The organism is Clavibacter sp. AC415 (genome assembly GCF_979252985.1).
This window is the reverse complement of sequence record NZ_CEEDAR010000018.1, coordinates 327507-336542: the sequence shown is the minus strand read 5'-3', so window position 1 is coordinate 336542 and position 9036 is coordinate 327507. Positions and strand designations below refer to the sequence as shown.

11 protein-coding genes and 3 pseudogenes are annotated in these 9036 nt (G+C 74.6%); 6 read left to right on the top strand and 8 right to left on the bottom strand.

Annotated features, from left to right (window positions below; all coding sequences use genetic code 11):
• The first annotated feature begins 1 nt into the window (after position 1).
• Together ACZ411_RS12750 and ACZ411_RS12745 are read left to right on the top strand one after the other, a co-directional pair.
• Positions 2-961: an acetylxylan esterase gene (locus ACZ411_RS12750; protein WP_464171068.1), complete on the top strand. Its 960-nt coding sequence runs from the start codon at positions 2-4 to the stop codon at positions 959-961.
• A gap of 81 nt (positions 962-1042) precedes the next feature.
• On the top strand, positions 1043-1738 hold the full coding sequence (locus ACZ411_RS12745; protein WP_464171066.1) for a hypothetical protein: 696 nt from the start codon (positions 1043-1045) through the stop codon (positions 1736-1738).
• Between the two features lie 68 nt (positions 1739-1806).
• Here the strand turns inward: ACZ411_RS12745 and ACZ411_RS12740 are convergent.
• A pseudogene (locus tag ACZ411_RS12740) lies at positions 1807-2957 on the bottom strand (FAD-dependent oxidoreductase).
• A gap of 176 nt (positions 2958-3133) precedes the next feature.
• Positions 3134-3968: pseudogene (locus tag ACZ411_RS12735) on the bottom strand (alpha/beta fold hydrolase).
• Between the two features lie 100 nt (positions 3969-4068).
• On the opposite strand from ACZ411_RS12735, the gene ACZ411_RS12730 reads away from it, so the two are divergent.
• The gene (locus ACZ411_RS12730) at positions 4069-4716 is read left to right on the top strand and encodes a TetR/AcrR family transcriptional regulator (protein ID WP_094114735.1); all 648 of its coding nucleotides are present in this window, start codon (positions 4069-4071) and stop codon (positions 4714-4716) included.
• A 51-nt stretch (positions 4717-4767) separates the two neighbouring features.
• On the opposite strand, the gene ACZ411_RS12725 is transcribed toward ACZ411_RS12730, so the two are convergent.
• Both ACZ411_RS12725 and ACZ411_RS12720 read right to left on the bottom strand, forming a co-directional pair.
• Entirely contained in the window at positions 4768-4962 is a 195-nt protein-coding gene (locus ACZ411_RS12725) for a hypothetical protein (protein WP_104290746.1), read from the bottom strand.
• Positions 4955-5200, bottom strand: a complete 246-nt coding sequence (locus ACZ411_RS12720) for a hypothetical protein (RefSeq protein WP_464171063.1) — start codon at positions 5198-5200, stop codon at positions 4955-4957. Before ACZ411_RS12720 ends, ACZ411_RS12725 begins: the two co-directional genes overlap by 8 nt.
• Positions 5201-5276: 76 nt before the next feature.
• Here ACZ411_RS12720 and ACZ411_RS12715 point away from each other — a divergent pair, with 76 nt between their 5' ends.
• The gene (locus tag ACZ411_RS12715) at positions 5277-5936 is read left to right on the top strand and encodes an HAD-IA family hydrolase (RefSeq protein ID WP_464171061.1); all 660 of its coding nucleotides are present in this window, start codon (positions 5277-5279) and stop codon (positions 5934-5936) included.
• Between the two features lie 37 nt (positions 5937-5973).
• Here ACZ411_RS12715 and ACZ411_RS12710 read toward each other — a convergent pair whose 3' ends face one another.
• The 4 genes and pseudogenes from ACZ411_RS12710 to ACZ411_RS12695 all read right to left on the bottom strand — a co-directional run.
• Entirely contained in the window at positions 5974-6558 is a 585-nt protein-coding gene (locus ACZ411_RS12710) for a YdeI/OmpD-associated family protein (RefSeq protein ID WP_464171059.1), read from the bottom strand.
• A complete protein-coding gene (locus tag ACZ411_RS12705; protein WP_464171057.1) occupies positions 6521-6898 on the bottom strand; it encodes a rhodanese-like domain-containing protein in 378 nt (125 codons plus the stop codon). The genes ACZ411_RS12710 and ACZ411_RS12705 overlap by 38 nt, the downstream gene beginning before the upstream one ends.
• A 45-nt stretch (positions 6899-6943) precedes the next feature.
• The gene (locus ACZ411_RS12700; protein WP_464171055.1) at positions 6944-7699 is read right to left on the bottom strand and encodes an MDR/zinc-dependent alcohol dehydrogenase-like family protein; all 756 of its coding nucleotides are present in this window, start codon (positions 7697-7699) and stop codon (positions 6944-6946) included.
• A gap of 64 nt (positions 7700-7763) precedes the next feature.
• Positions 7764-7937: pseudogene (locus ACZ411_RS12695) on the bottom strand (alcohol dehydrogenase catalytic domain-containing protein); the annotation flags it as partial.
• Positions 7938-8168: 231 nt separating this feature from the next.
• On the opposite strand from ACZ411_RS12695, the gene ACZ411_RS12690 reads away from it, so the two are divergent.
• Together ACZ411_RS12690 and ACZ411_RS12685 are read left to right on the top strand one after the other, a co-directional pair.
• Entirely contained in the window at positions 8169-8744 is a 576-nt protein-coding gene (locus tag ACZ411_RS12690; protein WP_464171053.1) for a TetR/AcrR family transcriptional regulator, read from the top strand.
• Positions 8744-8995 (top strand): DUF2283 domain-containing protein, encoded by a 252-nt coding sequence (locus tag ACZ411_RS12685; protein WP_464171051.1) that lies wholly within the window; start codon positions 8744-8746, stop codon positions 8993-8995. The genes ACZ411_RS12690 and ACZ411_RS12685 overlap by 1 nt, the downstream gene beginning before the upstream one ends.
• Positions 8996-9036 lie beyond the last annotated feature (41 nt).

The window sequence follows — 9036 nt, the reverse complement described above, 5'->3', positions numbered from 1 at the left end:
CATGCTCATCGAACCCGTCGACGCCGCCCGCGCCCACGTCAGCAGCCACGTCGATCCCGACGACTTCGACGCGTTCTGGGCCGACACGCTCGCGGAGGCGGCGCAGCACGACCTCGACGTGCGGCGGACGCCGGTCGAGACCGACCTCGCCCTCGTCGACGTGCAGGACGTGACCTTCGCCGGATCCGGCGGCACCGACGTGCGGGCCTGGCTCCGCACCCCCGCCGGCGCGACCGGCCCGCTGCCCACCGTGGTCTCCTACGTCGGATACGGCGGCGGGCGCGGACGCGCCGAGGAGTCGCTGATGTACGTGGCCGCCGGCTACGCGCACCTCCAGATGGACACGCGCGGGCAGGGCTCCGTGTGGAGCACCGGCGACACGGCCGACGACCACGCCTCCGGACCGCAGATCCCCGGCTTCATGACCCGCGGGATCGGCTCGCGCGAGACCTACTACTACCGCCGCCTCTTCACCGACGCCGTGCGCGCCGTGGACGTGGCGCGCTCGCTCGACGTCGTGGATCCCGCCCGCATCGCGGTGCAGGGCGGCAGCCAGGGCGGCGGGCTGGCGCTCGCGGTCGCCGGCCTCCGCGACGACCTCGCCGCCGTCTCCGCCTACGTGCCGTTCCTCTGCGACATCGAACGCGCCGCGCGCATGACCGACGCCTACCCCTACCGCGAGATCGCGGACTACCTGAAGACGTACCGGGGCCGCGCCGACGACGTGCACGCGGTGCTCCGCTACTTCGACGGCGTCGCGTTCTCCCGTCGGGCCACCGCGCCCGCGCGCTTCTCGGTGGCGTTCATGGACGCCATCTGCCCGGCCTCCACCGTCTACGGCGCGTTCGAGGCGTACGCGGGCGAGAAGGAGATCGCCGAGTGGGAGTACAGCGGCCACGAGGGCGGCGGCATCGACGACGAGCTCGGCACGCTCGCGTTCCTCCGGCAGCGCTTGGCCTGACGCGCGACCCGCCCCCGCGTCGGAGGATCCGCGTACCCTGGGAGCACCTCGCCGGTGGAGCGGGCGGAGCGGGAGGACGTCATGCCCCGGCCCCGCATCCGCCCCGTGAAGCCCTCCAAGCCCGGCGCCCCGCCGCCCTCCGTCGCCGCCCGCGTCGCCGCGGATCCGGCGCAGAAGGAGGTGCTGATCGAGGAGTCCCTGCTGCTCGTCGGCGTCGCGCTCCGGCTCCAGATGGAGAACCTGATCATCCTGCGCACGCTGCGGGAGCGCCGCGCCTTCGACGAGGAGTCGCTCATCGAGGCGCTGCGCGGCGAGCTGGCCGAGCTGACGGGCGAGAAGCGCGGCGAGGCGGAGCGGCTGCGCATGGCCCGCGACCGCGCGGCGCTGCGCGAGGGCAAGGGGAAGCGACCCGACGACTACCGCGAGGGCGACGTGCCGGGACTGACCCTCCGCGCGGAGATCGCGGAGGAGATCGTCGAGCGGCTCGGCGCGCTCAGCCGCGACCCCGACGCGCTCCGCGAGGTGCTCGTCATCGCGCGCGACTCGGCGCTCGAGCAGATCGTGCGCGCGCGGCTCGCACCGCAGCTGCTGCCCGGCGCCGTGCCCGAGGAGGGGCGAGAGGACCGCGTCGCCGAGCTGCGCGACGAGCTGAGCCGGCTCGCGGCGGAACGGCAGCGCGCCTCCGCCCGCAGCGGAACGGACGGCGCCGGTCCGTCGCCGGACCGCCCGGAGCGCGACCGCCCGCGCGCCGGCGGCCGGGGACGCACGAAGGTCTGAGGGTCGGCGCGACCGCACCACCCGGATCACCTCGGGTCAGGAGCGGAGGCGGAGGCGGGCCGCCCGGCTCAGGGCGCGAGCGCGAAACGCGGCTCGACGCGCTCGCCGGTCGCGGCGTCGGCCGCGAGGCTGCCGATGAGCGGCGCGAACTTGGCGCCGTGCCGGAGCATGGCGACACGATGGTGATCCCCTCGACCCGGTCGATCACGAAGTCCTCGCTCGGCGTGCTCGTGAACAGGCACGTGGCCTCGGCGTAGGGCACGGGCTCCGCGCCCGGGAGGTTCCGCCGCACCCAGTCGACGACGCGGGCGCGGTTCGCGGGATCCACGTGGCCGTCCTGGTGCGCGGCCGACGGGATCACGCGCCCGCCGTCGAACTCGGCGACCTTGTGGCCGCGGCCCTCCACGTCCCGGCCGCCGGGCAGCGCGTAGACCTGCATCAGCTCGTCCATGTGGATGGAGGTCGGCACCGGGCGCGGGCCGTCCATGTAGGCGAAGTGGAACACCTGCTCCTGGCGCACGCGCAGCGGCGGCACGCGGTCGAGGGCGGCCCGGGGCAGCGGCAGCGCGCCGAGGAGGTCGGGCAGCCAGCCGCCGGCGCCCACCACCACGCTGTCGCCCGTGACGCGCCGGCCGTCGTCGGACACCACGGCGAGGCCCGCGCCGACCCGCTCGACCGACGCGGCGGTCCAGCCCTCGTGCACGACGGCGCCGTGGCCGACGGCGAGGTCGAGCATCGTGCGCACGGCGGCCTCGGCGTCCACGACGCCGGCGGCCGGGTGCCAGAGCACGTCGGAGTCGAACGCCATCTCCGGCCAGCGGTCCTCGGCGGCGCGCGCGGTGAGGAGCTCGTGGTCGATGCCGACGCGCTCGAGCACGCGCGCGAGCTCCGCGGGTCGGCGCACGAGACCCGAGTCGACGGATCCGGTCGGCGTCACGAGCCGCGCGCCCGTGGTGCGCTCGAGGCGGTCCCACAGGACGCGGGCGTCGCGCACGAGGCGCACGTAGAAGGGGTCCTCGTAGGCGTAGCGGAGGATGCGGGCGGACCCGTGCGAGCTGCCGAGCATGCTGGCCGGCCGGTCGCGCTCGAGCACGGTGACCTCGTGGCCGCGGCTCGCGAGCTGCCATGCGGTGGCCGCCCCCGCGAGCCCGGCGCCGATGACGACGTGGTGCGATGCGGTCGCCCGGGCGCCGCCCGCCCTCGTCTGCCGTGCCGTCATCGATCCAGGCTACGTGGACGGGGAGCCGGCGCACCGGTCGCTCGGGCAGCCGTGAGGGGTCCCGACCCGTGGCGGAGGCGCGCCACGGCCGTGGAGACGGAGAGAGGCCGGGATCCATGCGGATCCCGGCCTCTTCAGGCTCGGCAGGCGTCGACCGCCCGCCGTACGCCCAGCGGCTACTTCGCGAGGAAGTCGAGCAGGAGCTGGTTGATCTCGGAGCCGTGCGTCCAGAGCATGCCGTGCGGGGCGCCCTCGAGCTCGACGTACTCGGCCGACGGCAGCGCCTTGGCGAACTGGCGGCCCGTCGCGTCGATCGGGAGCACGTTGTCCGCCGTGCCGTGCACGATCAGCGTCGGCACGTCAATGCGGGGGATGTCGGCGCGGAAGTCGGTGAGCCAGGTCGGCTGCGCCCAGACGGAGGCGTGCGGCGACGCGGCGTAGGCGAGGGCGGTGTTGGCGGTCAGCGCCTCCTGGCTGAGGCGCGAGCCGAGGTTCTCGTCGGTGTTGAAGAAGCTCTGGAAGAAGGCCGTGTAGAACGAGTAGCGGTCGTCCTGCACCGCGGCGAGGAAGCCGTCGAAGACCTCCTGCGGCACGCCGGTGGGGTTGTCGTCGGTCTTCAGGAGGTAGGGCTCGAGCGATCCGAGGAACACGGCCTTGCCGATGCGCTCGGACCCGTAGGCGCCGAGGTAGCGGCCGACCTCGCCGGTGCCCATCGAGAAGCCGACGAGCACCGCGTCCTGCAGGTCGAGGGTGTCGACCAGGGTCTTCAGGTCTGCGGCGAAGGTGTCGTAGTCGTAGCCGACGGTGGGGCGGCTGGAGCGCCCGAAGCCGCGGCGGTCGTAGGTGATGACGCGGTAGCCGGCGTCGAGGAGCGCCGCCGTCTGCTTCTCCCAGGAGGACCCCGTCGAGGGGGTAGCCGTGGATGAGCACGACCGGCCGGCCCGTGCCGTGGTCCTCGTAGTACAGGTCGATGTCGGTGCTGTTCTCGGTGCCGACGGTCACGAATGCCATGAGCGGTGTCCTCTCGATGAGACGAAGGCGGAGAACGAACGTTCTCCGGTGTGCCCACCATAGGGGAACGGTCGTTCTCCGCGCAAGGTAGGATCGGTGCATGGCAGATGGACGATCGGCGGGCGGCGCGGTCACGACGGTGGACGCGCCGAGCGCACCGGCGCCCGCTCCCGCCCCGACGACGAGCCCCGCGCCCGACGTGCGGCAGCGCATCGTCGCCGAGGCCGACCGGCTCTACTACGGCCGCGGGATCACCGCCGTGGGCATGGACGACCTCCGGGCTGCGTCCGGCGTCTCGCTCAAGCGGATCTACGCCGAGTTCCCGTCGAAGGAGGCCGTCGTCGTGGCCGTGCTCGAGCACCGGCACGCGATGTGGACCGACGGCGTCGCCGGCCGCGTCGCCCGAGCCGCCGCTCCCCGCGAGCGCCTGCTGGCGGTCTACGACTACCTCGCCGACTGGTTCGACGAGGACGACTTCCGCGGCTGCGGCTTCATCAACGCGTTCGGCGAGCTCGGCGCGGTCTCCCCGGCCGTCGCCGACCTCGCGCGTCGCCACAAGGCGTCGTTCCAGGCATACGTCGCGGGCCTGGTGCGCGACGCCGGCGCCCCGGCGGACCTCGCCGACCAGCTGGCGATCCTCGCCGAGGGCGCGCAGACCACGGCCGCCATCTCCGGATCCGCGGAGCCCGCCCGCCACGCCCGCCGCGCCGCCGAGGTGCTCATCGACGCCGCGGTGCGCGCCGCCTGACCCGGTCCACACGACTGGATCGACGACGCGGAGGCGCCGGGCATCCGCCGGTCAGGCCAGGAACAGGCGCAGCACGAAGGCGACGAGCCCGACGCCGCCGCAGACGAGTCCCGGCATGACGATGCGGCGCGGCGGCCGCTCGCGCGAGACCATGCCGAACGACAGGACCCGCACGGCCGTCACGGCCATCGCGACCATGCCCACGAGCTGGAGGACGAGGAGCGCCGTCCCGACGGCGTCATCCACGGGCTCGCCGCCGCAACCGGATCGCGCGCAGCACCGCCCAGCCGAGGCCCGCCATTCCCAGCACGACGAAGAGGCCGGCGCCGAACCAGGCAGGGACGCCGCCGCCTCGACCGCCGAGGGCCGACAGGTCGGGCACGAGCCCGACGATGAGCAGCCCCAGCATCAGCGTGAAGGAGGCGATGCCGGCCAGGGTGCGCACCTTCGTGGCCTCGACCTCGTGCGCGTCCCCCGAGCCCATGCCGCCTCCACTCGTCCCGCGCCGGATCGCCGGACGCTCCCCATCCTGGCCGACGCGCGTCCTGGAGGATGGACCCATGACCGCACCCGTCACGCTCACCGCCCGCGCGCTCCTCCTCGACATGGACGGGACGCTGGTGGACTCGACCGCGCTCGTGGAGGAGATCTGGACCGGGCTCGCCGTGCGCTTCGGGCAGGATCCCGCGGAGCTGATGCGGCGGATCCACGGCGTGCGCGCCGCCGACAGCATCGCCCGCTTCGCGCCCGCCGGCAGCGACGTGCCGGCCCTCCTCGCCGAGCTCGACCGTCTCGAGCTCGACGGCAGCCCCGCCACCGTCGAGATCCGGGGCGCGCGCGACCTCGTGGCCGCCCTGCCCGCGGCGAACCACGCCCTCGTCACGAGCGCCGGCCCCGACCTCGCGCGGGCCCGCCTCGCGGGCGCCGGGATCCGCGTGCCGGACGTCGTGGTGTCGGCGGACGACGTGACGGCCGGCAAGCCCGACCCGTCCGGCTACCTGCTGGCCGCGTCGCGCCTGGGCGTGGATCCCGCCGACGCGATCGTCTACGAGGACGCCGAGGCGGGCATCCGCGCGGGCCTCGCCGCGGGCATGCGCGTGGTCGTCGTCGGCGACCACGAGAGCGACGCCACCGCCGGCCTCCCCCGCGTCCGCGATCACCGCGGGACGACCGTCGAGGTGCGCGACGGGGTCCTGACGGTCACGCTCTCGGGCACCTGACGCCCACGCGGCCGAGTGGGCGCCCGCAACCGCTCCCCTACTGCGGGTGCGGCGACTCGCCGCGCTCGAGCATCGCGACGAGCTTCGCCAGGCGGTTCGCCCGCACGGTGGCGCTCGGCGCAGTGGTCACCCGGTGGATCACGGCGTAGCGGTTGACCTTGGACAGCGTCGCGAAGGTGGCCGCGGCGTCGGGCGACGCCGCGAGCGCGGCCAGCAGGTCCTCCGGCTCGGACGCCGACGCCTGGCCCGCGTAGGCGCGCTCCCAGCGGCCGTCCGCCTGCGCGCGCTCCACCTCACGGATCCCCGCCGGACGCATCCGCCCCTCCGCGGTCAGCGTGGCGACCAGGCCGATGTTGCGCTCCGACCAGAGCGACGCCTTCCGCCGCGGGGTGAACCGGCGGCGGAACACCCGCTCGTCGATGCTCGCGGTCTGCCCGTCGATCCACCCGCTGCAGAGCGCCTCGTCGAGGGCCTCCGCGTAGGTGAGGGAGGTCGGATCCGTCGTGCCCTTCTTCGCGAGCACGAGCCACACGCCGTCGGACGCGTCCTCCTCGGCGTCGAGCCAGGCGCGCCAGGCCGCGCGGTCAGGGACGGTCAGGAGCTCGTGCGCGGCGGCGGGCATGCCCCGATCGTACGGACGCGACGGCGGACGCCGCCAGGCTCAGGCGCGGTCGACCGGGTGACCGGCGGAGATCCACGCGCTCGTGCCGCCCTCGACGTCGACCGCGTCGACCCCGCGGGGCGACGAGCGCCTCGGTCGCCCGCGCGCTGCGCCCGCCGGACTGGCAGATCACGTGCACGGGCGCGTCCGTCGGGACCTCGTCGGCGCGCGCGTCGAGCTGCGACATGGGCAGGTTGACGGCGCCGGGCGCGTGCCCCGCGGCGTACTCGTCGGGCTCGCGCACGTCGATGAGGACGGGCGCGTCCAGGGCGGCGAGCTGGTCGACGGTGATGCGGCTCATGCGGGTGCTCCTCGGTGTCGGTGCCCCCCACGCTAGCCGCGCGGGTCACGCGCGGTCGTCCAGCGAGACGACGAGCTTCCGCGCGGAGACGCCGGCGCGCAGGAGGTCCATCGCGGGCTGGATCGCCGCGAGCCCCGTGCCGACCACCTCGGCCTCGGGCGCGGCGACGTACCGCCCCTCGGCGAGGGCCGCCGGGAGGAACCGCTCCCAGAGCATCGGGCCGACCCCGTCGTGCATGAGGGCGCTGCCCCAGATGAAGGTCGCGCGGATCCCGTGGACGCGCGCCCGCAGCATCAGGGCCGGGGTGGCGGTGCCCATGCGGATCCCGAGGCGCACGAGCGGCAGGCCGATGCGCCCGCCGCGCGGCAGGGTGTCGAACGCGACGGGCGGGCTCGCCATGCTCACGCGCGTCGCGCCCGTGGCGGCGGCGATGCGCACGGCCGGGTCGCCGCATCCGGTGCCGATGGCCAGCACGCCCGCGACCCGGCGCCCCGCCAGGTGCCGCGTGATGTCCCGCACCGCCGTCGGGCTCCGGTAGTCGAACGCCCGACCCGCGCCCAGGGCGAGCACCAGCTCGTGGTTGCGCGGCGACGCCGTCGTGACCACGTCGTAGCCGGCCGCGACCGCGAGCTGGATCGCGTTGACGCCGACGCTCGTGGATCCGCCCCAGACCACCACGGTCTCGCCCGTGGGCGGGGTGCTCGCGTCGGGGTGGCGGAGCGCCAGCTGACCTGCACCGAACAGGCCGGAGGCGGCGGTCGAGATGCCGAGCGGGAGGACGGCGGCGTCCTCGAAGCGCATCGGCGTCCGGGATCGGGGCGGCGAGGTCCGTGCGGACGATCGTGCGCGACTGGAACCCGCCCTCCGGCGCGTGCCGCCGCCCCTTCTCCATGCCCACCGCGTACGCGACGACGCGGTCGCCGACGGCGAAGCGCGTGACGCCCGGGCCGACCTCGTCGACGACGCCCGCGACGTCCTCGCCGAGCACGGCGGGGTGCGGGAGCCAGCGGTACATGAGGTCGCCCATGTGCTGCTTCATGGTGTCGAGCGGGTTGATCGCGACGGCGCGGACGCGGATCGCGACCTCGCCCGCCCGCGGTGCGGTGCGCGGTGCCGGGCCGACGGTGAGGTCGGCGGCGGACGAGGCGAGCCAGGCGGCGGATTCGGTGGGCACGGCAGTTCTCCGATCGGTCGTCGCGCTGCCCGATGACATCGCGTGTCATCACCATAGCGAGTGATGGCACGAGATGTCATCACTCAGGATCGACGCATGAGCAGATGGCAGCCCGATGCGCGCGAGCGGCTCGCCGCCGCCGCCCTCGAGCTCTTCGGCGAGCAGGGCTTCGCCGAGACGACGGTGCCCGAGATCACCGCGCGCGCCGGCCTCACCACGCGCACGTTCTTCCGCCACTTCGCCGACAAGCGCGAGGTGCTGTTCGCCGGGGAGGACGACCTCCCCGCCCTCGTGACCCGCATGATCCGCAGCGCTCCGGCCGACCGCACTCCGCTCCAGGTCGTCGCGGACGGCTTCGAGGAGGTCATCGCCTCGCAGTTCGCCGAGGGACGCGACGCGATGCTCGCCCGCAAGCGCATCATCGGCGACGACGCCGGGCTGCAGGAGCGCGAGCTGCGCAAGGTCCACGCGATGCAGGAGGCAGTGCGCGCGGGCTTCGTGGAGCGCGGGTCGGATCCGCTCACCGCCCTGCTCGTCGCCCACGCGACCGCCACGGTCTTCGGCGTCTCCATCGGCCGTTGGCTCACCGAGAGCGGCCCCGAGACCGACCTCGCCGCCGTGCTGCACGACACGCTCGACGCGTTCCGTCGACTGATGGCGACGGGCGCCTGATGCGCCTCACCTACGACCCGTCCGCGGACGCCGCCTACTTGTACCTCGCGGGCCCGATCGGCGACGGCGAGTCCGCGACGCAGGTCCACTCGATCACGACACCCGGCGACCGTGGCGAGGTCGCCCTCGACTTCGACGCGGACGGCCGCCTCCTCGGCATCGAGGTGCTGCACGCGAGCGCGGTGCTGCCGACTGGTGTGCTGGCGGACGCCGAGCGACTCAAGCACGACGCCGAGAAGGATCTCGCCTGATCCATGCGTGAGTGGTACGCTTTCTGGTACCACTAGGAGGA